This window comes from Fibrobacter sp. UWCM (genome assembly GCF_900129735.1).
GTDB lineage: Bacteria > Fibrobacterota > Fibrobacteria > Fibrobacterales > Fibrobacteraceae > Fibrobacter.
Genome location: NZ_FQWR01000006.1, coordinates 116,642 through 140,151, shown reverse-complemented (window position 1 = coordinate 140,151; position 23,510 = coordinate 116,642). Strand labels below are relative to the sequence as shown.

27 protein-coding genes are annotated in these 23,510 nt (G+C 53.5%); 17 read left to right on the top strand and 10 right to left on the bottom strand.

Annotation, left to right across the window (positions count from 1 at the left end; all coding sequences use genetic code 11):
* The first annotated feature begins 34 nt into the window (after positions 1-34).
* From ndk to BUB22_RS05960, 12 genes are all read left to right on the top strand, one after another.
* Positions 35-487, top strand: a complete 453-nt coding sequence (gene ndk / locus BUB22_RS06015) for a nucleoside-diphosphate kinase (protein ID WP_072811014.1) — start codon at positions 35-37, stop codon at positions 485-487.
* A gap of 36 nt (positions 488-523) precedes the next feature.
* On the top strand, positions 524-1,366 hold the full coding sequence (locus BUB22_RS06010) for a succinate dehydrogenase cytochrome b subunit (RefSeq protein WP_073114346.1): 843 nt from the start codon (positions 524-526) through the stop codon (positions 1,364-1,366).
* Positions 1,367-1,383: 17 nt separating this feature from the next.
* Positions 1,384-3,297 (top strand): fumarate reductase/succinate dehydrogenase flavoprotein subunit, encoded by a 1,914-nt coding sequence (locus BUB22_RS06005; protein ID WP_073114345.1) that lies wholly within the window; start codon positions 1,384-1,386, stop codon positions 3,295-3,297.
* Entirely contained in the window at positions 3,297-4,073 is a 777-nt protein-coding gene (locus BUB22_RS06000; RefSeq protein ID WP_073054923.1) for a succinate dehydrogenase/fumarate reductase iron-sulfur subunit, read from the top strand. The genes BUB22_RS06005 and BUB22_RS06000 overlap by 1 nt, the downstream gene beginning before the upstream one ends.
* Before the next feature lie 434 nt (positions 4,074-4,507).
* Positions 4,508-4,942, top strand: coding sequence for a hypothetical protein (locus tag BUB22_RS05995; RefSeq protein WP_073114344.1), 435 nt, complete (start codon positions 4,508-4,510; stop codon positions 4,940-4,942).
* On the top strand, positions 4,939-5,442 hold the full coding sequence (locus BUB22_RS05990) for a hypothetical protein (RefSeq protein WP_073114343.1): 504 nt from the start codon (positions 4,939-4,941) through the stop codon (positions 5,440-5,442). Before BUB22_RS05995 ends, BUB22_RS05990 begins: the two co-directional genes overlap by 4 nt.
* 380 nt (positions 5,443-5,822) lie before the next feature.
* The gene (locus BUB22_RS05985) at positions 5,823-6,038 is read left to right on the top strand and encodes a DUF3791 domain-containing protein (protein WP_073114342.1); all 216 of its coding nucleotides are present in this window, start codon (positions 5,823-5,825) and stop codon (positions 6,036-6,038) included.
* Entirely contained in the window at positions 6,035-6,520 is a 486-nt protein-coding gene (locus BUB22_RS05980) for a DUF3990 domain-containing protein (protein WP_073114341.1), read from the top strand. Before BUB22_RS05985 ends, BUB22_RS05980 begins: the two co-directional genes overlap by 4 nt.
* Before the next feature lies 1 nt (position 6,521).
* Entirely contained in the window at positions 6,522-6,743 is a 222-nt protein-coding gene (locus BUB22_RS05975; RefSeq protein ID WP_073114370.1) for a hypothetical protein, read from the top strand.
* 17 nt (positions 6,744-6,760) lie between these two features.
* Positions 6,761-7,552 carry an amino acid ABC transporter substrate-binding protein gene (locus tag BUB22_RS05970; protein ID WP_073114340.1) on the top strand — a complete coding sequence of 264 codons (792 nt, stop codon included), beginning with the start codon at positions 6,761-6,763 and terminating at the stop codon, positions 7,550-7,552.
* An 18-nt stretch (positions 7,553-7,570) separates the two neighbouring features.
* The gene (locus BUB22_RS05965; RefSeq protein WP_073114339.1) at positions 7,571-8,230 is read left to right on the top strand and encodes an amino acid ABC transporter permease; all 660 of its coding nucleotides are present in this window, start codon (positions 7,571-7,573) and stop codon (positions 8,228-8,230) included.
* Between the two features lie 8 nt (positions 8,231-8,238).
* The gene (locus tag BUB22_RS05960; protein WP_073114338.1) at positions 8,239-9,048 is read left to right on the top strand and encodes an amino acid ABC transporter ATP-binding protein; all 810 of its coding nucleotides are present in this window, start codon (positions 8,239-8,241) and stop codon (positions 9,046-9,048) included.
* A 31-nt stretch (positions 9,049-9,079) separates the two neighbouring features.
* On the opposite strand, the gene BUB22_RS05955 is transcribed toward BUB22_RS05960, so the two are convergent.
* Positions 9,080-9,526: a hypothetical protein gene (locus tag BUB22_RS05955; protein ID WP_073114337.1), complete on the bottom strand. Its 447-nt coding sequence runs from the start codon at positions 9,524-9,526 to the stop codon at positions 9,080-9,082.
* A gap of 95 nt (positions 9,527-9,621) precedes the next feature.
* Between BUB22_RS05955 and BUB22_RS05950 the strand changes: the two genes are divergently transcribed.
* The gene (locus BUB22_RS05950; protein WP_073114336.1) at positions 9,622-10,335 is read left to right on the top strand and encodes a porin family protein; all 714 of its coding nucleotides are present in this window, start codon (positions 9,622-9,624) and stop codon (positions 10,333-10,335) included.
* Between the two features lie 23 nt (positions 10,336-10,358).
* Here the strand turns inward: BUB22_RS05950 and BUB22_RS05945 are convergent, their stop codons facing one another.
* The 7 genes from BUB22_RS05945 to BUB22_RS05915 form a co-directional block, all read right to left on the bottom strand.
* Complete coding sequence (locus BUB22_RS05945) at positions 10,359-11,189, bottom strand: hypothetical protein (RefSeq protein ID WP_073114335.1); 831 nt, start codon at positions 11,187-11,189, stop codon at positions 10,359-10,361.
* Positions 11,190-11,205: 16 nt separating this feature from the next.
* Entirely contained in the window at positions 11,206-12,177 is a 972-nt protein-coding gene (floA, locus tag BUB22_RS05940) for a flotillin-like protein FloA (protein ID WP_072810990.1), read from the bottom strand.
* 42 nt (positions 12,178-12,219) lie between these two features.
* Entirely contained in the window at positions 12,220-13,878 is a 1,659-nt protein-coding gene (locus BUB22_RS05935) for an NfeD family protein (protein ID WP_254794656.1), read from the bottom strand.
* A gap of 41 nt (positions 13,879-13,919) precedes the next feature.
* Entirely contained in the window at positions 13,920-15,206 is a 1,287-nt protein-coding gene (locus tag BUB22_RS05930; protein WP_073114334.1) for a hypothetical protein, read from the bottom strand.
* Between the two features lie 95 nt (positions 15,207-15,301).
* Positions 15,302-16,342 carry an aminofutalosine synthase MqnE gene (mqnE, locus tag BUB22_RS05925; RefSeq protein ID WP_073114333.1) on the bottom strand — a complete coding sequence of 347 codons (1,041 nt, stop codon included), beginning with the start codon at positions 16,340-16,342 and terminating at the stop codon, positions 15,302-15,304.
* A 39-nt stretch (positions 16,343-16,381) separates the two neighbouring features.
* Complete coding sequence (locus BUB22_RS05920; protein WP_072810985.1) at positions 16,382-17,071, bottom strand: SIR2 family NAD-dependent protein deacylase; 690 nt, start codon at positions 17,069-17,071, stop codon at positions 16,382-16,384.
* A gap of 38 nt (positions 17,072-17,109) precedes the next feature.
* A complete protein-coding gene (locus BUB22_RS05915) occupies positions 17,110-18,483 on the bottom strand; it encodes a M20/M25/M40 family metallo-hydrolase (protein ID WP_073114332.1) in 1,374 nt (457 codons plus the stop codon).
* A 34-nt stretch (positions 18,484-18,517) separates the two neighbouring features.
* Here BUB22_RS05915 and BUB22_RS05910 point away from each other — a divergent pair, with 34 nt between their 5' ends.
* The 3 genes from BUB22_RS05910 to BUB22_RS05900 are packed head-to-tail and all read left to right on the top strand — an operon-like array spanning position 18,518 to position 21,074.
* Positions 18,518-19,711: a beta/alpha barrel domain-containing protein gene (locus BUB22_RS05910; protein WP_073114331.1), complete on the top strand. Its 1,194-nt coding sequence runs from the start codon at positions 18,518-18,520 to the stop codon at positions 19,709-19,711.
* Positions 19,712-19,720: 9 nt separating this feature from the next.
* Positions 19,721-20,293 carry a hypothetical protein gene (locus BUB22_RS05905; RefSeq protein WP_073114330.1) on the top strand — a complete coding sequence of 191 codons (573 nt, stop codon included), beginning with the start codon at positions 19,721-19,723 and terminating at the stop codon, positions 20,291-20,293.
* A 10-nt stretch (positions 20,294-20,303) separates the two neighbouring features.
* The gene (locus BUB22_RS05900; protein ID WP_073114329.1) at positions 20,304-21,074 is read left to right on the top strand and encodes a TlpA disulfide reductase family protein; all 771 of its coding nucleotides are present in this window, start codon (positions 20,304-20,306) and stop codon (positions 21,072-21,074) included.
* A 105-nt stretch (positions 21,075-21,179) separates the two neighbouring features.
* Here the strand turns inward: BUB22_RS05900 and BUB22_RS05895 are convergent, their stop codons facing one another.
* The gene (locus BUB22_RS05895) at positions 21,180-21,542 is read right to left on the bottom strand and encodes a hypothetical protein (RefSeq protein ID WP_073114328.1); all 363 of its coding nucleotides are present in this window, start codon (positions 21,540-21,542) and stop codon (positions 21,180-21,182) included.
* 53 nt (positions 21,543-21,595) lie between these two features.
* On the opposite strand from BUB22_RS05895, the gene BUB22_RS05890 reads away from it, so the two are divergent.
* A complete protein-coding gene (locus BUB22_RS05890; protein WP_073114327.1) occupies positions 21,596-22,114 on the top strand; it encodes a hypothetical protein in 519 nt (172 codons plus the stop codon).
* Between the two features lie 129 nt (positions 22,115-22,243).
* Here the strand turns inward: BUB22_RS05890 and BUB22_RS05885 are convergent, their stop codons facing one another.
* Entirely contained in the window at positions 22,244-23,509 is a 1,266-nt protein-coding gene (locus BUB22_RS05885) for a formylglycine-generating enzyme family protein (protein ID WP_073114326.1), read from the bottom strand.
* Position 23,510 lies beyond the last annotated feature (1 nt).

Below are 23,510 nucleotides of genomic sequence, written 5' to 3'. Positions count from 1 at the left end.
TATTTCCCACATCTTAAAACAAAAGGTACCTACTATGGAAATGACATTTGCAATGATCAAGCCCAATGCCGTAAAGTCCGGCCTCATTGGGCGCATTATCGACCGTTACATCGCTGCAGGCCTCTCCGTCTGCGCCGTGAAGATGCACCAGATGACCTCTGCCGATGCTCGCGGTTTCTACGCCGAACACGTGGAAAAGCCGTTCTTCCCGGAACTCGAAGCCTACATGACCAAGGGCCCGTCCGTGATGCTCGCCCTCGGCGGCGAAAATGCCATTGCCAAGGTTCGCGCTATCAACGGTGCAACCAATCCGGCTAAGGCGGAACCCGGTACCCTCCGCTACGATTTTGCCCCTTCCATGACCGAAAACGTCGTGCACAGCTCCGACAGTCCTGAATCCGCCAAGCGCGAACTGGACTTCTGGTTCAAGGAAGACGAACGCTACGCTTACGAAATGCCGAACCTCAAGGCTTGCTGCGTCCTCTAAGTTTAAAACAAAAACCCCTCAAGGAGACACAACTCAATGCAATGGATCATCAAGTATCTTACCTCCTCCATCGGTAAGAAGCAGATCATGGGATGCACGGGTGCGGCACTCGCCCTGTTCATCTTCGGCCACATGTGTGGTAACTTCCAACTCCTGAACTTTGACCAGGCTTCGGCCCAGGCGTCTTACAATGCCTACACCGAGTTCCTGACCGGGTTCAATCCGCTCCACTTCCCGATTAAGATGATCTATCTCGTCGAACTCGGCCTGGTGGCTTGCTTCGCTCTCCATATCTTCCTCGCGGTTACGCTGAAGATCGAGAACAAGAAGGCTCGCGGTGGAATCGACTACGAAGTCAACGCTCGTAAGGGCAAGAAGACTTTCGCGACCTTCACCATGATCTGGTCCGGCCTCTTCATCCTCGGCTTCCTCATCCAGCACCTCATGATGCTCAAGTTCGGCGAACACTACCTGTACCTGAACGACAAGGGCGAAATCGTCCGCGACATGTGGCTCACCACCATCGACATGTTTGCCAACCCCTTCTGGGCTGTGTTCTACGTGATCAGCATGTTCGTTATCGGCATGCACCTGTTCCACGCCATTTCGTCTGCCTTCCAGACCATGGGTATTGCTCACCAGAAGTGGACCCCGATTATCGACATCGCCGGTATCGCTTACAGCGTTATCGTTGCTGCCGGTTTCGGTATTACCGCCATCGCCGCCTTCTATCTCGCTAACCAGCCCGAAACGGAAGCCCTGCGTGCCAAGTCTCACGAACTCCAGCAGCAGTATGAACAGCAGAAGGCCAAGGAAGCCGCCAAGACTTCTTTCGTGATTCCTTCTGTCGGCACCGTCGAAGTTTCTTTTAACGCTTAATTTTAAGGAGCCCACTAATGATTCTTGATTCTAAAATCCCCGGTGGTTCCATCGAAGAAAAGTGGACCAAGCACAAGTTCGAACTCAAGCTCGTGAACCCCGCCAACAAGCGTAAGTTCACGGTGATCGTGGTTGGTACTGGCCTTGCCGGTGCTTCTGCCGCTGCATCCCTCGCCGAACTTGGTTACAACGTAAAGTCTTTCTGCATCCAGGATAGCCCCCGTCGCGCACACTCCATTGCTGCCCAGGGTGGTATCAACGCTGCCAAGAACTACAAGAACGACGGCGACTCCGTTTACCGTCTGTTCTACGATACCGTGAAGGGCGGTGACTTCCGCGCTCGCGAAGCCAACGTGCACCGCTTGGCCGAAAACTCGAACCTCATCATCGACCAGTGCGTGGCCCAGGGTGTTCCGTTCGGTCGTGAATACGGTGGTCTCCTCGACAACCGTTCCTTCGGCGGTACGCAGGTTTCCCGTACGTTCTACGCTCGCGGTCAGACGGGGCAGCAGCTCTTGCTCGGTGCCTACCAGGCTCTCATGCGCCAGGTTGCCGCCGGTAAGGTGAAGATGTTCCCCCGCCGCGAAATGATGGACCTCGTCGTGATCGACGGCAAGGCCCGCGGTATCATCGTCCGTAACCTCATCACTGGCGAACTTGAAAGCCACGTGGGTGACGCTGTCTGCCTTTGCACCGGCGGTTACGGTAACGTCTACTACCTTTCTACAAACGCCCAGGGTTCTAACGTCACGGCCGCATTCCGTGCCTACAAGCGCGGCGCCCTGTTTGCTAACCCCTGCTACACGCAGATTCACCCGACTTGCATTCCTCGCCACGGCGACCTGCAGTCGAAGCTCACCTTGATGAGTGAATCTCTCCGTAACGACGGCCGTATCTGGGTTCCGCGCAAGGCTGGCGACACCCGCAGCCCGGACCAGATTCCGGAAGAAGATCGTTACTACTACCTCGAAGAGAAGTACCCGAGCTTCGGTAACCTCGTTCCGCGTGACGTGGCTTCCCGTAACGCCAAGCAGGTCTGCGATGCTGGCCTCGGCGTGGGTTCCACCAAGCAGGCCGTGTACCTCGACTTCGCCGATGCTATCCAGCGCATGGGCGTTGCTGGCGTCTCTGCCAAATACGGCAACCTCTTCCAGATGTACGAGAAGATCACCGACGAAGACCCGTACAAGGTCCCGATGCGCATCTTCCCGGCCATCCACTACACCATGGGCGGCCTCTGGGTGGACTACGATCTGATGTCCACGATTCCGGGCTGCTTCGTTCTCGGTGAAGCCAACTTCTCCGACCACGGTGCAAACCGCCTCGGCGCTTCTGCTCTTATGCAGGGCCTCTCCGACGGTTACTTCGTCATTCCGTTCACCATCGGCGGCTACTTCGCGGGCACCAAGCTCGAGAAGGTTTCTGAATCCGATGCCGCGTTCGAAGACTGCAAGAAGCAGACCGAAGAACGCATCCACAAGCTCCTCTCCATCAAGGGTCACCGCACGGTCAACGATATCCATCGTGAACTCGGTAACATCATGTGGGAATACGTGGGCATGGCCCGTAACGAGGCCGGCCTGAAGACCGCCCTCGAGAAGATTCCGGCCCTCCGTGCCGAATTCTGGGAAAACGTCAACGTGCTCGGCTCCGAAGGTTCCTTCAACCAGAACCTCGAACGTGCTGGCCGCGTTGCTGACTTCCTCGAATTCGCCGAAGTCCTCACTCTTGACGCCCTGCACCGCAAGGAATCTTGCGGCGGCCACTTCCGCGAAGAAAGCCAGACTCCGGAAGGCGAAGCCAAGCGCGACGACGAAAACTTCTGCTACGTGGGTGCCTGGGAATACAAGGGCGACGGTGTCGCACCGGAACTTTCCAAGGAACCTCTTACCTTTGATAACGTCCACCTCGCTACTAGGAGCTACAAATAATGAGCGGACTGAATTTGACTTTGAAGATTTGGCGTCAGAAGGATGCCAAGACCAAGGGACAGTTCGAAACTGTCAAGATCAACGATGTTTCTCCCGACATGTCCTTCCTGGAAATGCTGGACATCGTGAACGAAGAACAGATGAAGCAGGGCAAGGAAGGTTTCGCCTTCGACCACGACTGCCGCGAAGGTATCTGTGGCATGTGCTCTCTCGTCATCAACGGTATGCCGCACGGTCCTGACCATGCGACCACCACTTGCCAGCTTCACATGCGCAAGTTCAAGGATGGCGACACCATCGTGATCGAACCGTGGCGCGCCGCCGCTTTCCCGGTTATCCGTGACTGCGCCGTGGACCGTACCGCATTCGACCGCATCATCCAGGCTGGCGGTTTCATTTCCGTCAACACCGGTGCCGCTCCTGAAGCTTCCACGATCCCGGTTCCCAAGGCCGATGCCGACCGCGCCTTCGACGCTGCCGCCTGTATCGGTTGCGGTGCCTGCGTGGCCGCCTGTAAGAACGCATCCGCTATGTTGTTCGTATCTGCCAAGGTTTCTCACCTCAGCTTCTTGCCGCAGGGCAAGGTCGAGGCGAAGAAGCGCGTCTTGGCCATGGTCGCCCAGATGGACAAGGAAGGCTTCGGCAACTGCACGAACCTTTACGAATGCCAGGCCGCCTGCCCGAAGGGTATCACCGTGGATTACATCGCCAAGATGAACCGCGAATACCTCGGCGCCACCGTGACCTACGCCGAAAAGGTGTACGGAAAAGACTAATTAGGAATGGGCGCATCCCGCGCCCCTCTTATGTCATCCCCGCGAAGGCGGGGATCTCCTTTTCAAAGAGGACTGTCCCAAAGGCAGTTCTCTTTTTTTGTTGGGGGAGGCTTCCCCCTCGCTTCAGTCCCGGCCCCGCCCTCATTGTCATGCCGGACTCTGTTCCGGCATCTCCATTGTCCCGCCCAAGCCGGATCTTCCGCGCACCCCTTCTAGCGGGCTTCAGACGCCAGCCCGCAACGCCCGGCTTTTAGCGAAAAATGTTCGCGTTTTTATATATTTACCTTATGCTTTCGAAAATCTTACAAATTTTATTCATCGCTTGTTCTGGAACTTGGCGGTAAAAAAAATACGGAGTGGATTTTAAAATGCTTTTGAGTATGTCTAATTACATCTGTTGTTGTGTATTATTAATTCTTTTGACAAGTTGTGCGATGAATGAAACTATCGCGTCGCTCCCAATGAACCTAGAAATAAAAGCCCCCCAGAAATTTGTCTTGGAAAACGGATTGCAAACATCTCGGCAACACTCAATAGACGAAAACAATAATGGATATTACCTTTTTTCGATATGTTCAGATGGCTTTCCTTATTTTCCAGATAAAAAAATAAATCTGGATTATGTAACAGTAGATTTGAAATTGTATGCGAGTGATTCCTTGTTGCTTTCTTATGTTGGTCGGCCTACAACAGATCCTATTGAAAGTGATTTTTGCGCTTGTTATATAAAGTATCAAACTTTTCCCAAAAATTTCGATATTTCTCAGAAAATGACTCTGGAATTATTAATTGACGACCCGAATGAACTTTTAGACATGGCGTATAATCCGCGATTAACGATAAAAGCAGGAAATTGGGTCCATAAATGAGATTCTTTTTTTTGATTTTATGCATTCTGCTATGCAGTTGTAATAGGGAGACTGTTGCTAGTTTCTCAGTAAAACTTGATGGCAGTAGGCAAACCTTTGAAATTGATAGCGGGTTAGCGACAAATAAAATCTTTTTAGAAAAAGAACCTTATCTAAACATAGATAAAGACGAATGGAATCCCAAGGGATATTGGGGACCATATGAATTAGCTTTATGTTTGATAGAAGATTATTCTACTGCTTACGCTAAATATTCACATACTAAAGTTAATACGATACTAGAAACAAAAGATTCTGTAGTTGTGAAAAGAACGATAAATTTAGTTCAACCTTCTGTGTATAAAGTAGATGGAATGACTTGCTTTTATGTTGGAGGTGGGAAAATGGATTACGAGCTTAATTTGAAACAGACTATGAAATTAACATTTCAAGTTAAAGAATTTGGAAATGCTACTGAATATATAGGGGATGCGGTCTTGGTTATTTCTGCAGGCGAGTAGCATTCGCGTTAGGGATAGTGACCCCTTGGGGACAAGACCGTGGTCTCGGTTTTAGGAGGCTGGCTTCGAGCGTAGCGAAGATGGCTGCCCCTAAAATATAGCCCGACCGCACATGTGTGATGTGCGGGAACGCCCAGGAAAAAATTACTGACGAAGACCCGTACAAGGTCCCGATGCGTATCTTCCCGGCCATCCACTATACCATGGGCGGCCCAAAAGCGCAAAATTTCAGGCTCTTTTGATTTTACAGAAATAAATTTACATTTTCTTCAAAAAAAAGGGCGATTAATTGTCCGTAGTCATTGGAATGAGGCCTTTTTGTAACGAACGGCTCACCGTCTAAGTTTGCAAATCTTTGAAAAAAAAGTTATATTCATGGTATGGATGCCAAAATACTGAATTTTACGATTTTTCTTATCCATAAGCTGGCGTCTGCTTGGAAACTTTCTCCAGGTAGGGTTTATGGAATATTGAATTCAAGTGGCATCTTGGACAATTATGTCATTAAGTGTTATGACGTTTTGCATACCCTCGGAGCAGAGGCGATGGTCGATGACCTTTCTGAACTTGCTCGTGAAAGGGGTGTGTTGAAATGATTGTCTATCACGGATCGACTTCAATTATCAAGACTCCTGATGTGAATCATTCTAAGCGATTCCTTGATTTTGGTCAGGGATTCTATGTAACATCGTACAGAAAGCAGGCTGAACGCTGGGCTAGACGTAAATCCCTGCGTAATGGTAATCGTCCCATACTCAATTCGTTTGAAATGGAAACCTGCGATTTAGAAAAATTTAGTTTTTTGAGTTTGCATGATAATCTGTCTGCATGGCTTGATTTCGTATGCGCTTGCCGCAAAGGTGGTTCAGATTATTGTAAATACGATGTTATATCTGGTCCAGTTGCAGATGACGATGTTTTCAAAACTGTTGATATGTTTTTTCGCGGCTTATGGGATAAAGAAAAGACTCTTTCTGAATTGCGATTTTCCGAACCGAACGACCAGTATTGCTTTGTAAGTCAGGATGCGCTGACAACAATTCTTTCATTTAAAGACTATAAAGCGTTGGATGTGTAAAATGTCGGATCTTGAAACTGTCTACATTGAAAATCTTGAGCAGGACATCATAAAAAATATTGCTGCCCTGAAAAATTTAGACTTGCGCAAAGCGATGGACATTTACTACAAAAGTAAACTTTCTACACAAATAGCCAATCGCGAACAGGGCATTGAAAACCTTGACGCTAAATATCTTGCCGAAGATTTGATTGAAAATGAACAGAATTTATTTCTCTTGTAAATGAAAAAGGAGCATTTATGAAAAAGCTTTTAGCGATGTTTGCGGCGGTTGCGTGTGCCGCGGTTCTTTCTGCCTGCAACGACCAGAAGGCGGAATCCAAGACTCAGGCCGATGAATCCCTGAACAAGGTGAAGGCGGCGGGCGAGTTCGTGCTCGGTCTCGACGATTCTTTTCCGCCGATGGGTTTCCGCGACAAGGACAACAACATCGTGGGTTTCGATATCGACCTCGCTACCGAAGTTTGTGCGCGCCTGGGCGTGAAACTCAAGACGCAGCCGATTTCGTGGGACGCTAAGGAACAGGAACTGAACACCGGCAAGATTGACTGCATCTGGAACGGCATGAGCGTGGACAGCGCCCGCGCGAAAGCGATGAACTTGAGCGACCCGTACCTCAAGAACCGCATGATTTTCACGGTGAAGGACAAGGCTCTTGCAAATCTCGCGGCCCTCGCCGGCAAGAAGATTGCCGTGCAGAACGGTTCTACCGCCCAGAAGCTTTTGGATGCCTCTGAAGCGGGCAAGGCCGCCAAGGAAATCGTCCCGTTTGACGACAACCAGACGGCGCTCATGGATTTGGACAAGGGCGGTGTCGATGCCGTGTTCCTGGACGAAATCGTGGCCAAGTACTGGATTGTGACGAACGCGAAGGACTACACGGTGCTCGAGGAAGGCCTCTCCGACGAAGTCTACGCCGTGGGTTTCCGCAAGAAGGACCAGGCCCTGCGTGATGCCGTGAATTCCACCCTGGCTGCCATGAAGGCCGACGGCAAGTTCGACGAAATCTCTGCCAAGTGGTTCGGCAAGTAACGGCCGGCGCGCGGTTCCATGTCTGACCTGAGCAATTTACTCCCGATTCTCTGGGGCGGCTTCTGCACGACGCTCGCCATTTTCGGGCTCACGCTCCTGTTCTCGATTCCGCTGGGCCTGCTTATCGCGGTCCTCAAGATGAGCAAGTGGCGCGTGGTGCGTTACCCGGTATCGTTCTACATCTCGGTGATGCGCGGCACTCCCTTGCTGCTCCAGATTGTGGCGATTTACTTTGGCTCCTACTACCTGAGTGAATATGCGGGCGTGGATTTTTCGTTTGACCGCTTCCCGGCGGTAATTGTGGCGTTTTCGATAAACTATGCGGCCTACTTTGCCGAAATTTTCCGCGGCGGTATCCAGTCCATACCCAAGGGGCAGTACGAGGCGGCCTACATGCTGGGCATGACTCGCACGCAGACGTTCTTCCGCATTATCCTCCCGCAGGTGGTAAAGCGCGTGGTGCCCGCGAGCGCGAACGAAGTCATCACGCTCGTGAAGGATACTTCCCTTGCGCAGGTGATTGCGGTGACGGAACTTTTTGCGCTGGCCAAGAAACAGCAGGCCGCTTACGCGAGCATTTACCCGCTGTTCGTGGCGGGCGTATTCTACTATGTGGCGAACCTTTTGCTGAGTGTGCTTTTTGCCTACGTGGAACGCAAGCTCAATTACTATAAGTGAGGCGTGGAATGGAAAACGTGAATGAATCTGCGCCGATTCTCAAGGTAGAACACGTCAAGAAGTCCTTTGGCGACTTGCATGTGCTCAAGGATATCTCGTTTGACTTGAAGGCGGGCGAGGTGCTCTCGATTATCGGGCCCAGCGGTTCCGGCAAGAGCACGCTGTTGCGCTGCCTTACCCAGCTCGAAACGGTTGACGGCGGCCTGGTGCAGGTCGACGGCAAGGAAATGGTGGTGCCTGGCGCTTCGGCGAAGGGACCTTTAGACTCTGGCCCGGCGGTCAAGTACGCGCCGGCGAAAACGCTCCGCGATATTCGACTTTCTACGGGACTCGTGTTCCAGAACTTCAACCTGTTCCCGCACCTGACGGTGCTGCAGAATATCTGCCTCGCTCCGGTGCGCGTGTTGGGGGACGACCGCAAAGATGCCCGCGCGATGGGGCGGTTCTTGCTCAAGCGTATGGGCCTCGAGGGCAAGGAAAAGGCTTATCCCTGTGAACTCAGCGGTGGTCAGCAGCAGCGGGTGTCCATTGCCCGCGCTCTCGCGATGAACCCGAAGATTCTTTTCTTTGACGAACCCACCTCTGCGCTGGACCCGGAACTGACTGGCGAAGTGCTCAAGATTATCAAGAAACTTGCCGAAGACAAGATGACCATGGTCATCGTGACTCACGAGATGGCTTTTGCCCGCGACGTGGCCGACAAAGTCATCTTCATGGACGGTGGGGTCATCGTGGAGCAGGGAACCCCCGACCACGTGTTCCGCAAATCGGGCAACGAGCGCCTGGCGCAGTTCCTGTCCAGGTTTTCAAAGGCTTGATTTACCGCACCGTCAGGTGCCCACGCGAATTTTACTTAGGAATAAGGACTCTGCCGTCTGAACAGTAAAGGGATGTGAATGAACCTTCCATATAGAGGTGGTTCATGTCGCAGGTCTCGGCAATCTCGCTGATTTTCTGGCGCACCTTGTTCCAGGCTTCTATGGTGGCATCCTCGCGCTTGCCCAGGTTGTCCTGCAGGTCTTTTGCGATTAAAGCCTGTTCGACAATCTGTTTTTCGCAGTCGGTATAGCCTTCGTTCGTGAATTTCTCGGTGTCGAATACCGGGTCACAGTCGTCGGAATAGTCATAGGGGTCTTCACCGCCGTATGCGCAGGCGATGGTCTGTATGGCAATGGAAGAAAGGAGCAGCTGCGCCCAGTACTTGCGGATAAACCTGAACGGATTGCCGCTTCTTGCGCCATTCCCCCAGAATATGGAACACGCGAAAACGCTGATTTTCCTGAGTAGCTTTCTCATGACACTTTCCTCGATCTCTATGGGAAAAATACAATAAATACAGAAAAAAAGATGAGTCTTATCGAAAATATTTTATATTTAAAGCAGGAGAAGATATGAAAGCCGTTCGAATTTGCATTTTTGCGCTGCTGTTTGCATCATTCGCCTTCGCAGAAGGTGCTGCTCAAGACAAATCGCATTATTTGGGCGGGCGTTTTGCCTTCGGGTTTGACTATGTGTGGGATAACGCTCCGGTAAGAGGCACGTTCGGCTCGGCAAAAGACGGTGTCGGGGAGGCGGCGTTGGGTAATTTTGGGGGAATGAAAATTGCAATCGGCGCTTCGTACATGTATCGGCTGAACGGCTTTGTCGGGTTTGTAGGTGAGGCGGAATTTAGTATGGCCTGGTTCAGGTTAGATGAAGATGTTTACAGCATCCCGCCCGAAGACCCCTATGGTGACCAGATGAATTTCGGGTTGTATGTGTATAGATTTGCATTTCCGGTTTTGGTTCGGGTCGTACCGATATCAAAGTTCTATCTTGAGGCTGGCGCCCAGTTTAACCTGAATGTTGATGGTGATATCGCTTCAATCGAAGATGATGGTGATGAATCCTTTGACTTCGACGTGGAGCCGTTCGGCTGGTCTCTTGTTGTCGGTGGTGGATTTAATATCGGCTGGGATTGTTTCCTTGGAATGCGCTTTGTCATGGACATGACCCGCATCGAAAAGGAGGGAATTGTCGAAATGACAAAGGGGGCCGCTTACCGAGAAGCGTCCCCCATGAAACTATGGAGCCTACAATTTAGTTTTACGGGCTATTTCCTGTAGGCGTCACCAGGCGTTTGCCGTGGTTACCTGTACTGTGTGCTCCAGCGGCGCTTGAAGCGCGGCTCGTCCAGCACCTTCGCCCAGATGAATCCCTTGCGCACGTCGGCAAGGCTCCTTGTGGAAACGAGCGGGGCACGGCGCGGCTTCGGAGCGGTTCCGTCTTCTGTGTCGCTTGAGGTTTCCGTGGCGGTAAATGCAGCGGCACTTTCCCTTGCAGATTTTGCACGGCCTTCAAGGCTGTTCAGCTTGCGCTGGCGTTCCAGTTCCTGTTGGCGCGCCTGTTCCATTTCGGCATCTGCGGTAGGTTCCTGCAATCCGGTGGGTTCTTCCGCATTTTGCTGCGGCGTCACGTGCCTTTCGTGCGAGAGCAGGTTGTCCAGTTCGTCCATGTCGTGCACGAGCACGTCGTGTTCGCCGTCTTCCATGTCGTGCCCGATGATGCGGTATTTCTGCAGGTCGTTTAACGCAGAGATTGCATCGCCTTCGCTCAAGTTGAATTCGTCCATCAGGAATTCTGCATCGACGACGTCCAGTTCAATTACTGCTTCTGCAATATCGCGGAATGTCACCGGCATGTTCGGGTCGCGATGCCTTTGCACGGGGGGCGTGGGCGGTTCGATATTGCCCTGTGCGGCTTCCCGCTGGGCATTCTCGAACTGCTGGATAAGATCCTGCAGGGAACGCGGGGGCTGAACTTGCGGCTCCTGCGCTTCTTCCTCAGAATCTTCCGCATATTCGTTATCGTAATCGCTGGGCTCGGAAGGCGGCAGTTGCTTCTGCTCTCTGGCCTTCTTGACCTTGTTCTCGAAGATCGCGATGACGGCTGCGATGGCTAGGAATATTAGGGTTTCCATATTGCCCTACGGTTGCTTACTTGGCCTCGGGAGCGTTGCCGATTTCCTTCCTCATCTGGGTGTCGGCTTCGATGTTCTTCAGGTTGTAGTAGTCCATCACGCCGAGCTTGCCGTCGCGGAGTGCGGTTGCCATGGCCATCGGGATCTGGGCTTCGGCTTCCACGAGTTTCGCCTTCATTTCCATCACCTTGGCCTTCATTTCCTGTTCGGCGGCGAAAGCCATGGCGCGGCGTTCTTCTGCCTTTGCCTGTGCAATCTTCTTGTCAGCCTCGGCACGGTCGGTCTCGAGGATGGCGCCGATGTTCTGGCCCACGTCCACGTCGGCGATGTCGATAGAGAGAATTTCGAATGCAGTACCGGCATCGAGGCCGGAGGCGAGCACCTTCTTGGAAATCATGTTCGGGTTTTCCAGCACTTCCTTGTGGCTTACCGCAGAACCGATGGAAGACACGATGCCTTCGCCAACGCGGGCGATAACCGTTTCTTCGCCGGCACCACCGACGAGCTTCTGGATGCTGGCGCGCACGGTAATACGGGTAATGGCGTGCAGCTGGATACCGTCAAGGGCCACTGCGGAAACCTTCGGGGTCGTGATGACCTTCGGGTTCACGGACATCTGCACGGCCTCGAGCACGTTACGGCCGGCGAGGTCGATGGCTGCGGCTTCCTTGAAGTCGAGCTTGATGTTTGCCTTGTTGGCGGCAATGAGCGCCTGAATCACGCGGAGCACGTTACCGCGGCTAAGGTAGTGGGCTTCGAGCAGGTTCGTATCGACCGGGAGGCCGGCCTTGCAGCTGAGGATTCGGGCTTCAACAATCACCTGCGGCGGCACCTTACGCAGGCGCATACCGATGAGCTGGAAAATGCTCACGTTCGCCCTGGAGAACAAGGCCTGGAGCCAGAGGCTGAAGAACTTGCCGATAAAGGCGAGGAGGATGATGACGGCAATCGCCGCGATGATGATTCCAACGATAAGGAGTGTATCCATTGTTTGTCTCCGGTGTTATTTTTTCAAATTCTACTAAAATTTTTAGGCGTTCTCGTCCAGAACGACCCAGATATGGCCTTCCTGCACTGATTCGACCTTCACGCGGGTGTTCGCCTCGATAATTTCGCCGTGGGTCTGCACGTCAAAGAGCTTGGTGCTGCCGTCGGGCATGGTAAAGCTGGCCTGGCCCACGGGGCGCAGGAACGTCTTTGCGGTACCGGTGTCGCCTACATGCACTTCCTGCACGGATTCCGTGGGGGATGCGGCGGTTTCCAGGTCCGTCTTGAGCATGGGGGTCCAGCCTTCGGGCAGGAGCGGAATCAGGTACTTGCTGGCGGCAATCGGGAACACGAGCGCAACGCCCGCACAGCATAGCATGTAGAGCAATCCCAGTAGCCATGGGGTCGCATCGAACGTCGTCTCGACGGCGTCGGGGACGTATTCCGGGAGTTCTGCAGGCGAGAACGACATCGCAAGCGCAATTATCATGCAGATGATACCGCCGATGCCGAACAGGAATGTTCCGGGCATCACGAATATTTCCACGAGGAAGAGGATTACACCCGCGACGAGCAGGATGGCTGGAATGTAGCCGTCGAGCTGCGGGGCGAACTGCCCGAGGAATACGATGCCGATGAGGATGATGCCGATGATACCGAAGAGCCCGAAGCCCGGGGTCTTGAATTCGATATAGAGCGCGCCGAACCCGATGATGAGCAAGATGCCCGAAATGGCGGCGATGGCGGCGGCGATGTCTTCGCCGAGCGTGGTCTCAACTTCGCTAGCCTTCTCGATGGCAAGCGTCGTCTCGAATTCGTTACGGTCCTTGAACGTGCCCTTCGAAAATCCGAGTTCCTCGGCTTCCTTGTCGGTCATGGTCAGGAGTTCGCCCTTCTTCACGAGGATTTTCGGTGCGCCCCAGAACTTCTTGTCGGCGCTGTCGAGTACGGCGTACTTTTGGCCCTCGATGATGAGCGTCGTGTCGCGTTCTGTCTTTTTGCCCTTGTCGAGCTTGGCGTTGAGTTCAAGCACTTCAAGTTCAGGCGTCACGAATGAGGAACTCAGCAGTTCGGGGTAGCCGTTGCGCTGGGCGAGGTTCCTGAACTTGGCACGGAGCGGGGACTGTATTTTTTCGCCGACGATTTGCGGGGTGCCGTCGCCGCCCTGCACAATGGGCGCGCAGTCACCGATGGTCGTGGCTTCGAGCATGTAGAGTTTTTTGCAGGCGAGAGCGATGAGGCTGCCCGCGCTGATGGCCTTCTTCTTCACGAGGGCGATGGTCTCGGGGCCCTTGACCGCCATGATGGTATCGACCAGGTCGAAGGCGGCATCGAGCCTGCCGCCGAAGGTGTTGATTTCGAATACGATGTAGTCCGGGTTTTCCTTGAGGGCGTCGGCGATGGCGCGGGCGCAGAAATCGTACATGGAAGGTTCCACGTCGCCTTCTAGCTTAATCCAGACGGCGCGCTTCTTATTGGCTGTCATTCTGGAGGGAGTAGAGCGACCGATAGAATCCACGGCGCTGGAAACGTCGGTTGCAGCGGTTTTGTTGGCGTCGACTGTCGTGACGGCGGAGTCGCCTGTGGCGGCAAGGTCGTTGAGCTTGTCGAAACGACTGACGGAGGAATCCTGCGATATGCTGGCGAAGGAGAATGCAACAAACAGCAGGAGTGCAGATAAAATTCTAGATAACGTCTTCATGTCCATAATGTATAAAAAGTTAGGCAGAATGAGTTATGCTTTTACCAGAAATGGACGCCTATGCCCACGAAGAACCGGTGGTCCCATTCCTTTTCTTCGGTCCATTCAACTTCTTCAGTTTCGTCACTTGTTGCGGTCTTGGTGTCATGATAGATTCCCATGTACCGGAATTTAAGGGTCATGTATTCTGCACCATGAAATTCGCCGGGCGTTTTTGACATCCAAAAACGGAAATCCGCTTGTAAACCGGCTGTAAAGAAATCCCATCCACCGGCAAAAGGCTGAATTTTTAGCCACTTGTTTTCGTATACGTCAATTCCTGCCGTAACGAAAAACTCGTCAAAATCATTGCGTACTTTTGCTTGGTCCTCTTTTATTGTTATGGAGGATTCTCCATTTATATAAGATGGAGTGAGAATGAACCTGGAAATCTGTATGGGAACGCCCACTACAAAAGTCGAAGAGTTCCCTATAAATAGCTCAAACCCCAGGCCGCCTGTATAAAATTTATCCTTATAATAGGCTCTGAATTCTTTATATCTCTTTAGAGAATCCTCAATATTCCTGGAAACTCTCTTCAGCCACTCCGAATACTCCGATTCCGGATAGTTCTCGCAAAAGGTTTCCATTCTTATAAGCATCATTGTGGCGGCAAGCGTATCAATGTCGTTATGGAAATCAACATGTTCTTCTGATCGAATACTGATAATGTTTGCCATGCTGTCAGGGCTGATGTCCTCAAATATGGAGCCAAGATAAATCCAGTATCCCTTATCGTACAAAATAAAATAAGGGTGCAAATCCACAAAAATGGATGCAAGATCCTTGTATTCCTGCTTTATGTTTGCCTGTGCCGCTTCGGTCATGTACCCCTTCAATTTCAAATGACGTTCTTCTAGGTCGCGCTCCGCAGGACGGTCCGTATATTCGGCTGCAAAGCGGCTCTCGTTTCTTAGATAATGGTATAGGGAATCGTTGGCGAAGGAGTAACGGACTTTTTTACGCTCTTTCATGAGCATATTCGCGAATTGCGGGACAGCCAGGTCGTAACGCCCCCGTATCAGGTTTACCTGGAGAATTTCCAGACTGTCTATCGCCGATTCTGGAACCTTTTCATACGACAACACGAGAAGGGCGCTGTCGACCTTGGTCGTGTTGCCCGTCTTTAGGGCCTGCAGCAGGTCTGCACGCGTGTTCAGCTCGCTCTGCATCTCGGCAGGGTTTACTTTCACCTTGTTGTAATCGACTTGCTCGGGACCGATGCCTTGGGAAAATGCAAACGTTGCGAACAGCAGGAGTGTCGATAAGATTCGTTTATACGGCATCATACTCCCAATATATGAATATTTGGGAGAAGTGGGTGGGCTATGTGCAATATTCCCGATAAAGTACCCTTAAAGGGGTATGGAGGGAACAATTCTCGTCAAGAGAATCGTTCATATAGTGCGTCGCGCTCGACTGGGATGAGGCCTTCGCCTGCAATAAGCGACTTCATGCGCTCGGGGCTCATGCCCACGGGCACGGTGGCTCCGGCGGCGTGCGTAATCTTTTCCTCGATAATCGTGCCGTCCAGGTCGGATGCTCCGGCGTGGAGCGCTTTCATCGCGGTCTCGATGCCCATCTGTATCCAGTAGGCCTTGATATGCGGGAAGTTGTCCAAAAAGAGGCGGGCGACTGCGACCGTGCGCAGGATATCCTCTTCGCTCGTGATGTTCGGGACAATCTTGTGCAGCGCGTTGTGCTCCGGGTGGTACACGAGCGGGATGAACGCGAAGAATCCGGGTGCTTCGTCCTGCAGGTCGCGCAGCATGCGCATGTGGGCGATGCGGTCCTCGGGCTTCTCGATGTGTCCGAACAGCATGGTCGCATTTGTCGGGATGCCAATCCTGTGTGCGGCGCGGTGCACGTCGAGCCATTCCTCGCCGGTTTCCTTGCCGGGGCAAATCTGGTCGCGCACGCTCTGCACCAAGATTTCAGCGCCTCCGCCGGGGAGGGCGTCCAGGCCCGCTTCCTTGAGCGTGGTCATGATCTGCAGGGGCGTCTGGCCCGAGATTTTCGCGAAGTGGCAAATCTCTACCGCGGTAAAAGCCTTCAGGTTCACTTTCGGGAATTCAACGCGCAGTTTGCGCAACATCTCGATGTAGTAATCGAAGGGGTGGTCCGGGTGGAGCCCGCCTACGATGTGCAGTTCCCGCGCGCCTCCGGCAATCGCCTCTGCGGCCTTGTTGCGTATGGTGCCGTAGTCCCAGTCGTATGCGGTGGGGCTATCCTTCTTGATTTTTGAGAAGGCGCAGAACTTGCAGTGCAGAACGCACACGTTGGTGTAGTTGATCTGGCGGTTGTTCACCCAGTACACGGATTTCCCGTGCAGGCGTTCCTTCTCGGTGTTTGCGCGTGCGCAGAGTTCGTCGAGCGGTGCGTTTAAAAACAGGTCTAAAGCTTCGGATTCGCTAAGTCGCGGCATTTTATATAAACTAATTTTATCGCGCGTTGGTTGCGCGTCTTACTTAAACTCTTCGCACCACTTGGGTACGATTTCGGTCGCCTTGCCCTGCACAAATACGTCGGTATCCGGGTCGTGTGCGGGAATTTCGAGGTTAAGGCATGTCACTTTCGCGCCAAAGCGCTTGGCAAAGTTCTTGAAACCGGCGGCGGGGTACACGACGCTGCTCGTGCCGATGTACACGAACTCGTCGCATTCACGCAGCGCGTCCTGGATCATTTCCATGTAGAGCGGGACTTCCTCGAAGAACACGATATCGGGGCGAGTACCTGCGCCGCAGAACGGGCACTTGGTCTCGAGCGTTTCTTCACCCTTGAACATGAATTCGTGGTCGGGGTGGTTCATGCAGCGGAGTTTCATCAGGTCGCCGTGCATGTGCAAAACGCGCTTGCTGCCCGCACGTTCGTGAAGGTCGTCTACGTTCTGGGTCACCAGCAGAAAACGGTCGCCCAGGCGCTTTTCGAGTTCGGCGAGTGCAATGTGGGCTGCGTTCGGCTTGTGTTCGGGGAGCCCCTTGCGCAAGAAGTTGTAGAAGTCCATGACGCGCTTCGGGTCACGCCTGAGTGCACCGGGCGTGCATACGTCCTCGATGTTTTCGTGTTCCCACATCCCGTCGTTTCCGCGGAAGGTGCGGAGTCCGGATTCTGCGCTAATTCCTGCGCCCGTCAGTACAACCAGTTTCTTTTCCATGTTTTTCAATATAGCAAATTCTAAAAAATGGGGTCGCCCTATGCGAGCGACATAAAGAACAGCGTCTCGGCGACAATGCCTGCCTCGAAATCGGGCAGGTAGAGGCTCTCGTTCTCGCCGTGGGCCGCACATTCGGGGTCCTCGAGGCCGGTGAGCAGTATGGGAATGTCGCCGAAGGTCTTGCGGAAGAGTTCTGCACCCGGGATGCTTGCCCCGCAGCCGATGAACTTGGTATCGTTCTTGTAGGCTTGCGCCATTGCTTCGCTCATCTTCCTGAAGAAGGGGTGCTGCGTGTCGGTGACGAACGGGTTTGCTCCGTCCTCGATTTCGGCGGTAAATTCGAGCCCGTTCGGGACCTGAGCCTTCAAAAAGTCCACGAGCATTTGTGAACAGCGGTCCGCGTTCATGCCGGGCGCAAGCCTGATTCCGATGCGGGCGTAGGCGCAGTCCTGGAGCACGTTACCCGCGCTCGATCGGTTGCCCGACTCCATCGCGGTCACCACGATGGAAGGCCTGCGCCAGAGCGATTCGAGAATTTCCCCTTCGGGGACGGTGAGACTTACTTTGTTCAAAACGCCGCTCTCGCTGCGGAACGTCTTTTCGCTGTAGCCGAGACTGCGGTACGATTCCAGTTCTTCGGGCGTAGGCGGTACGAGGCCATCCTCAAAATTCGGGATGGCGATGTTCCCGTGCTCGTCGGTCAGCGATGCTATCATGCGGCAGAGTGCCTGCGCGGGGTCGGGAATCGGGCCCGACCAGCTGCCGGAATGGAGCGGCGTCTTGGTGCTGCGGAGGGTGATGTTCACGGCGCTCATCCCGCGGAGTGTCGTTGTGATGGAGGGTGTCCCCTTCGCGAAGTTCCCGAGGTCGGCCACAATCACCGCGTCGCACTTCAGGAGTTTCGCGTGCTCGCGCAATATTTCTGCGAAGCCCGCGCTTCCGGATTCCTCTTCGCCCTCGATGATAAACTTGAGGTTCGGTCCCTTGTCGCCGAGCAGTTCGCGGGCTTGCTTGAATGCAGCAAGGTGCGTGATTATGCCCGCCTTGTCGTCGGCGGTGCCGCGCCCGTAGATGCGGTCGCCGCGAATCTCGGGTTCGAACGGAGCGCTGTTCCACAGGGCCTCGCGCATGGTGGGTTGCACGTCGTGGTGCGCGTAGAGCAGAATCGTGGGTTTGTCGGGGCTCGTGAGGCTCTCCGCATATACGGTCGCCCTCCCGCTTGGCGGCAGCAAGAGCTGCACATTCTTGAGCCCCGCCTCCTCGAACATCGCCTTTACGGCTTCTGCGCTCTGTTGCACGAATTTTTGGTCAAAGTTGTCAAAACTGATGGATGGAATGCGCACAAGGCGCTTGAGGGCCTCGATATAGCCGTCGAAATTTGCATGAGTAGTCTTTTCTACGTTCAAAAGCACTTTTGTTACCTCTTTTTTTTGTAATTTAAATAATATGGCGAATGATTGCATCAACCACGAATATTATTTGCGTTTTAGCGACAAGGTTCTTGCGCTTATCCGTAAGATTTTCCACAAGTCTCCGGAGTTCAGGCACGACTCGTTCAAGCACGTCGCACGTTTTGCTCCGTTTATTCCCTTCATGGGCGGCCGCCCAGATCTTTCGAAGCCGCTCCGTCGTGTAATTACGTTTTCGGACCGCAGCAATTCGCTTTACCTCGGGTGCCCCATCATCCTGGCCGCCGGTGCGAACAAGACGGCAGAACGCATCCGCGACTATGCGAACGTGGGCTTTGGCGGCATTACCGTGGGAACGGCGACGCGCCATTTCCGCGAGGGCAACACCCACAGGCCGCGCATTGGCTTTTTGGAAGAAGACCGCGCTATCCACAACAGTATGGGGCTCAACAACGAGGGTGTCGAGGTTATCGCGCGCCGCGTAGATTCTCAGCTCGTGAAGGCGCACAAGGCCGGACTCTGCGTGGGCATTTCCGTTGCGGAGACTCCGGGCCTTTCGGACCCTGAAGAAAAACTGAAGGATATCGTCGAGAGTTTCTCGATTGCCTACCGTGCGGCGGACTACATCGAGATTAACGTGAGTTGCCCCAATACGGGCGAGTCGCGCGTCGACTTGGACATGAGTTTCTCGGAACGCATCTTTACCGAAATCATGAACGTGCGGAATTCCCAGACGCTCAGGAAGGCGGTGTACGCGAAGCTTAGCCCCGACCTTTCGGAACGTCACCTGATTTCCATCATGGATATGCTTGTCCGGACCGGCGTGAACGGTGTGGTCGTTGGCAATACCTACCCGACGGCGAAGATGAGCGAACTCCCGATGAACGCGAAGTACGAGGACTTGACCCCGCTCCGTGCCGATGGTGACTGCGGCGGTATGTCGGGCAGGCCCCTGTTCGATAACATGGTTTGGAACGTGAAGTACATCCGCGAGCATTACCCGCAGATGAGCGTTATTGCGTGCGGCGGCATTGACCACGGCTACAAGATTTACGACCTCATCAAGCTCGGTGTCGACGCGGTGCAGTGCTACTCCGTGGTGGCCTTCCGCTGGATGGCCGCACATGCCATGCGCAACGAACTTTACGATGCCTTGCTGAATGACGGCTACAAGTCGCTTGGCGAATACGATGACCGTAATCCCAAGAAGCCGATGGTCCGCTCTGTTTAGTTTGTCTGGATGATGCTCCGTTCTCTTACTTTGCTGGTGGTTCTGTTTGTCGCGGGCGTGTGCCTGGCCGATGACTTTATGGGGCTACCCATAGAGGACCGTGCAAAGAAGGATGAACGCCCGCTGCCCTCGTTCCTGTTTGGTGGGGGAGCGTCGCTCGACTACTACCTCAAGACATTCGATGGCTCGGTGGGTGTCGATGCCGAATACAGGCTGCACAAGAATCATTCTCTCGGAGTTTTCGGGACGGTTCCGTTTGCTGCCGAATTCCTGGAGGCGGGCATTGACTGGCACTGGTATTTTCTGGGCTCGCTCATGCGCTCCGGTCACGACGACTTTCTCAAGTTTGCGGTATCGGGCTTCTACCTCGATCACGAGGACGGCTCGCATTTTTCGCCGGTGGTGTCGTTCGGGTATGGCCGTGACATTCTCTTTTTTGAAAAGGGCTCGATTGCAGGGAGGCTTGAATTCTTTGGCAGCTACGTGATAGGCGAGCCTGTCGAGAAGGAAAACGAACACTTGCCGATTGTGGAACCGGTAAGGTTCTTCCTTTACCTGAAATTTTCCGTACTGTTCTTTTAGAGGTTAGACTATGCGATTTAGTTTATCTGCACTGTTGCTGATTGTATTTGCTACGGTTCCCTCGTTTGCGGGTCCGTGGCTCGGGCTTATTTTCAAGAAGACTGAATTCGAGAACCACCTGGCACTCGACGTGAAGGGCGTGCATCCCGGTTCGGGCTGTATGGCCGCGGGCATTGTCGCGGGTGACAAGGTTATCGGCTTTGCGGGTAAGCCGCTTGCCGACATGTCGCAGATAACCTCCGTCATTTCCGGTTCCAAGACGGGCGCTACCGTTGCGGTCGAAATCCTGCGCGACGGCAAGAAGAAAAACCTCAAGGTAAAGCTCACCGACCGTCCCGATGACATCAGCAGCCTCACGGGTTCTGCCATCGGGAGCAAGATGGCGGAATTCGGCAAGAACTTCTACCAGAATGCCGACAGGCGGAAAGATAAACCGAAGGCGACATTGCTCGATTTCTGGGCCACATGGTGCGGCCCCTGCAGGCAGACGCTCCCGATTCTCGAGAACCTCTACAACAAGCTCGGCAACCAGGGGCTGGAAGTCATCGGCATTGCAGACGAAGCGCTCCCGACGCTCAACGCCTTCTACGAGAGGCAGCACCGCTCGCCGTACCCGCTCTACCGCGACGCAAAGAAAGAAATGTGGATGCGTTACGGGATTCGCGCCGTACCGACGCTCATGCTGCTCGATAGCGAGGGCTACATCAAGGGCGTGTGGAGTGGCGTGCCCAATGCGAAGGCGCTCGAACAGATTGTTGTCGAGACGATGAGCGGCAAGTAGGCCGCGCGCGATAAACGATAAGCAATAAACAACAAACAATAAAAAAACTGCAAATGAAAAAAGCCGCTTTACAGCGGCTTTAAACTTTTTGCGGGTAATCCGGAATTACTGGATTGCGGGCTTGGAGAGCGTCGCGAAGATCTTGTCGTATTCTTCTTTAGTGATGCGCTTGTAGCCGGTAGTGATGTCCGCGAACAGGTAGTATGCGGAATCGCCCTTTACCGTCATGGAGTAGTCCATATCAACGTTGTTCTTGCCGCGGAGAGCACCATCCACGACCTTTGCGGTGAGGTCGCCGTAGATGTTGCGGATAATGTAGTCTTCGCCGTTTTCGGTAAGCACTTCAAAGATGGTGTTCGCATCGCTCTGCCAGTAGCCGATATAGGATCCAGTATCGGACTTTAGGCCACAGGCGGTGAACATCAGGGGGAGAATGGAAACGGTAATGAGGGCGAGAATCTTTTTCATGCCATTAAAATAGTATTTTTGTGTGCGGAAAAATGCAATTTTTTGTTAAACATTTGTATTTAATTGCGCCCATTCTTGCCATTGCGGCTGTGGTGGGCGGTTATTTCTTTTTGAAATCGAAAATAAAGCCTGTTCCGCATGTCGAAATCAAGCACGAGGAAATCGTTTTTGATGCAGAAGAATACCTGCGCAGCCTGAAGGCGAAAAACAAGCCGTTCAACCAGCAGGGTGTGCACCTGCTTTTGCTTAAGAGAACCCGCCAGAAGGAGGGCGTGTATCTTGAAAGCCTGCTCCCTGCGATGGATAGCGCCGGAATTGAGGTGGTGCATTGCTTCCATAAGGTGATGGGCGATGATTACGTGCCTGTGATTACGAGCGGGAACGACTACCCGTACCATGCGAAGAACTCGAAGCACTACATGAATGCCGCGCTAGATTTTCGGATAGTTAACCTGCCGATGAACAAGCGCCGCGAGCTGGTTGAAATGGTCCAGTTGCGTCTGGGGTACCGCTTCCGCGTGCTGTGGGAAAAGGGAGAAGCCGAACACCTGCATGTAGAACTTTTAGAATAGTGTGGAATGTGGGATGTGGAATGAGAAATGACTTAAACGATACTTGATGCTTTAGCACCTTAGTAGAGTTATCCTCTACGAGAAAAATACACATTACACATTACACACTTCACACTGCGGCGCAGCCGCCTACTTGCAGCACCTAAAGCCGACACTCGGGTACTGGTTCTGCGGATAGAAGCTGAACTTGCTGTCGGTGCACTTGCTTTCGTTGTTCGTGTTCCAGGCACCGCCTGCCACGAGGAACATGTTCGGGTGGTCCTTGCTCTTGGTCGAGGTCCATTCCCAAAGGTTTCCGTTCATGTCGTACATGCCGAACCAGCTGCGGCACTGTTCCTTGCGCCCACTGCGTTTCATGGCCTTGGTGTTCGTGTTGCACTTGTTCTGCTTGTAGCCGTCACCGTACGAGAAGCGTGTCTTGTCCTTGCCGCGGCATGCTGCCTGCCATTCGTCGATGCTGCAGAGGTGCTTGCCTGCCTGCTTGCAGAGTTCTTCCGCCTGTTCCTGGCTCACCATGTCGCGCGGAGTGGCGTCGGCTTCGTTCGGGTATTCGTAGGCGTCCACGCAAACGGTCTTCCCGCCAACGGGCACGGGGTAGGCGTTCTTGCCGCAGATGTTGTCCGATGCCATGTCGTATTTTGCTTCTTCCCACCTGGTGCGGTTCCCGACGGAATCTTCCGCAAAGTAGAACACGCTACCCGTCTTGTTGTATTCCACGGCCTTGCCCGCCTCTACGGGGTTCAGCGTGTCACCGATAGAAAGGAACGTTTTGCACTTGATTTCGTCGCACTTGACCTTCAGCTTGATGGGGTCGTAGTAGCGGCCGCTCGGCGGTACGATTTCGGCGGAGGGCGGAGCCTGGTCTGCGGCGCGGATGCTGTCCTGCACGCGTTTCTTTTCGAGAGAATCGAGGCGGGCCTTCTCAACTTTTGCGAGGCTGTCGGCGACTGCCGCGAGCGAATCGTTGCGGGCCTTGTCGGCGGCTGCGACGCTGTCGCGCACGTGCTTGATGCTGTCACGCACGTGGCGCAGGCTATCCTTGTTTATTTCGGGCTTGAGCGAGGCGAGCGAATCGGCGACGCGCATGGAATCTGCGACTCTAGCACTGTCTGCAAGGCGTAAACTGTCGGCGATGCGTGCGGCTTCTGCATTCGCGAGACTGTCGGCCTTTGCCTGCTCGAGCCTGCGAAGGCTATCGAGAATATGCTTCTGGCGCGCTTCCAGTTCTGTTTCCTGAGCCTTCTGCTGTGCTTCCTGCTTGATCTTGTCAAGCTGGCACTGCACAATGAAAAGGCAGACGAGCAGAAGGAACATGATGACCAGTACGGCGATGTTCTTCTTCTTTCTCTTGCTCGCGTTTTTGCTTTCTTGCGTATTTTCGTTGTTCTCGTTCATA

Excerpts from the sequence above, each read along its gene's own strand:
- ndk (WP_072811014.1), top strand. The coding sequence starts at position 35 with ATGGAAATGACATTTGCAATGATCAAGCCCAATGCCGTAAAGTCCGGC.
- BUB22_RS06010 (WP_073114346.1), top strand. The coding sequence starts at position 524 with ATGCAATGGATCATCAAGTATCTTACCTCCTCCATCGGTAAGAAGCAG.
- BUB22_RS06005 (WP_073114345.1), top strand. The coding sequence starts at position 1,384 with ATGATTCTTGATTCTAAAATCCCCGGTGGTTCCATCGAAGAAAAGTGG.
- BUB22_RS06000 (WP_073054923.1), top strand. The coding sequence starts at position 3,297 with ATGAGCGGACTGAATTTGACTTTGAAGATTTGGCGTCAGAAGGATGCC.
- BUB22_RS05995 (WP_073114344.1), top strand. The coding sequence starts at position 4,508 with ATGAATGAAACTATCGCGTCGCTCCCAATGAACCTAGAAATAAAAGCC.
- BUB22_RS05990 (WP_073114343.1), top strand. The coding sequence starts at position 4,939 with ATGAGATTCTTTTTTTTGATTTTATGCATTCTGCTATGCAGTTGTAAT.
- BUB22_RS05985 (WP_073114342.1), top strand. The coding sequence starts at position 5,823 with ATGGATGCCAAAATACTGAATTTTACGATTTTTCTTATCCATAAGCTG.
- BUB22_RS05980 (WP_073114341.1), top strand. The coding sequence starts at position 6,035 with ATGATTGTCTATCACGGATCGACTTCAATTATCAAGACTCCTGATGTG.
- BUB22_RS05975 (WP_073114370.1), top strand. The coding sequence starts at position 6,522 with ATGTCGGATCTTGAAACTGTCTACATTGAAAATCTTGAGCAGGACATC.
- BUB22_RS05970 (WP_073114340.1), top strand. The coding sequence starts at position 6,761 with ATGAAAAAGCTTTTAGCGATGTTTGCGGCGGTTGCGTGTGCCGCGGTT.
- BUB22_RS05965 (WP_073114339.1), top strand. The coding sequence starts at position 7,571 with ATGTCTGACCTGAGCAATTTACTCCCGATTCTCTGGGGCGGCTTCTGC.
- BUB22_RS05960 (WP_073114338.1), top strand. The coding sequence starts at position 8,239 with ATGGAAAACGTGAATGAATCTGCGCCGATTCTCAAGGTAGAACACGTC.
- BUB22_RS05955 (WP_073114337.1), bottom strand. The coding sequence starts at position 9,526 with ATGAGAAAGCTACTCAGGAAAATCAGCGTTTTCGCGTGTTCCATATTC.
- BUB22_RS05950 (WP_073114336.1), top strand. The coding sequence starts at position 9,622 with ATGAAAGCCGTTCGAATTTGCATTTTTGCGCTGCTGTTTGCATCATTC.
- BUB22_RS05945 (WP_073114335.1), bottom strand. The coding sequence starts at position 11,189 with ATGGAAACCCTAATATTCCTAGCCATCGCAGCCGTCATCGCGATCTTC.
- floA (WP_072810990.1), bottom strand. The coding sequence starts at position 12,177 with ATGGATACACTCCTTATCGTTGGAATCATCATCGCGGCGATTGCCGTC.
- BUB22_RS05935 (WP_254794656.1), bottom strand. The coding sequence starts at position 13,878 with ATGAAGACGTTATCTAGAATTTTATCTGCACTCCTGCTGTTTGTTGCA.
- BUB22_RS05930 (WP_073114334.1), bottom strand. The coding sequence starts at position 15,206 with ATGATGCCGTATAAACGAATCTTATCGACACTCCTGCTGTTCGCAACG.
- mqnE (WP_073114333.1), bottom strand. The coding sequence starts at position 16,342 with ATGCCGCGACTTAGCGAATCCGAAGCTTTAGACCTGTTTTTAAACGCA.
- BUB22_RS05920 (WP_072810985.1), bottom strand. The coding sequence starts at position 17,071 with ATGGAAAAGAAACTGGTTGTACTGACGGGCGCAGGAATTAGCGCAGAA.
- BUB22_RS05910 (WP_073114331.1), top strand. The coding sequence starts at position 18,518 with ATGGCGAATGATTGCATCAACCACGAATATTATTTGCGTTTTAGCGAC.
- BUB22_RS05905 (WP_073114330.1), top strand. The coding sequence starts at position 19,721 with ATGATGCTCCGTTCTCTTACTTTGCTGGTGGTTCTGTTTGTCGCGGGC.
- BUB22_RS05900 (WP_073114329.1), top strand. The coding sequence starts at position 20,304 with ATGCGATTTAGTTTATCTGCACTGTTGCTGATTGTATTTGCTACGGTT.
- BUB22_RS05895 (WP_073114328.1), bottom strand. The coding sequence starts at position 21,542 with ATGAAAAAGATTCTCGCCCTCATTACCGTTTCCATTCTCCCCCTGATG.
- BUB22_RS05885 (WP_073114326.1), bottom strand. The coding sequence starts at position 23,509 with ATGAACGAGAACAACGAAAATACGCAAGAAAGCAAAAACGCGAGCAAG.